Origin of the sequence: Haloferax profundi (assembly GCF_001469865.1) — an archaeon.
Lineage (GTDB): Archaea > Halobacteriota > Halobacteria > Halobacteriales > Haloferacaceae > Haloferax > Haloferax profundi.
In genome coordinates, this window is record NZ_LOPV01000654.1 from 1 (window position 1) to 1,176 (window position 1,176).

Annotated in this window: 1 protein-coding gene; it reads left to right on the forward strand. The window is 49.9% G+C overall.

Annotation, left to right across the window (positions count from 1 at the left end; genetic code table 11):
• Window positions 1–180: 180 nt before the first annotated feature.
• Window positions 181–981, forward strand: a complete 801-nt coding sequence (locus AUR66_RS23325) for an MBL fold metallo-hydrolase (RefSeq protein WP_058573601.1) — start codon at window positions 181–183, stop codon at window positions 979–981.
• Window positions 982–1,176: the final 195 nt, after the last annotated feature.

Here is a 1,176-nt window from a genome sequence, read left to right on the forward strand (position 1 = left end):
ACTCCTTCAGTCGACGTTTGTTATCAGAACTATGTGTAGTCATTTGCTAACACTAAGTAACAATTCTCAGAGGTGAATATAAATCATGTGTCCGACCGAAGAGTCTGGTCGGCGGTGGTCTTGTCGTATGCTGTGACAACCCACGGTATATATGTAGATACAGTATGAACTGGTGTTCGTATGACCGATAGTTCACCTGTAGTCAGAGAACTTGATATCGCCGATACTGTCTACGACATCACTTGGCAGACTGCCGACGAGGGTCCGGACATCACGAAAGGAGAACGCCACCGAACGTACTTCTTCGATCTCGAGGGAGACGTCCCAACGATTGTGGATACCTGCTTCCAAAATCGTGTCGAGTACCTCTTCGAAGGTATCGAGCAAATCGGAATCGAACCGGAACGACTGATTATCACACATCGTCACCTCGACCACATCGGTGCGTTTGACGAAGTGTGCGAACGGTATGATGTCGAAACGTGGGTTCCGGAAAAGGACAACGTGGTCGAAATAGACGACTACGGAATCGACATTCAAACTGAACCTGACCACCTGTTCGGAGATGGAGAGCAAATCGGTCGATTCGAGACGGTCCATGTACCCGGTCACTCTCCCGGCAACTCCGTCCTCGTAGATGAAAAAGCAGGCATCGCTCACTGTGCGGACACCGTCTGTGGATCCGACCGAAGAGGACTTCCAAAGGGGTATTTACTCCATCCACCACAGGCGACTCATACGAATCAGCCACCTGAATCAGCGGTTGCAGCAGAAAAGAATCTCGACAAACTGCTCGACTACGAATTTGAGGTCGCACTCCTCAATCACGGAACGCCCGTGTTCAAGAACGCATCACAGAAACTTGAACGATATGTCAACTTCGAATCGAACTTTAGCTCTGGAGGGCAGTCAATCCACGCCAACGATAGAAACACCATAGAAGCGGACGAACTCTACAGCTTGATCGACGAAGACGAATAGAATACCGACTCGTCAGTTACTAATCGTCTCCTGACCTTCCGACTTTGTCTTCAAGTTCCTGTTCGAACATCTTCACAACTGCACCGACGTCCTCTTCGCCCATCCCTTCGTCACTGGCCTGCGTGTAGAGACGGTGAACTAACCCACCGAGTACCATCGGATAATCTTCTGCATCAGCCATGTCGACTGCCAGTC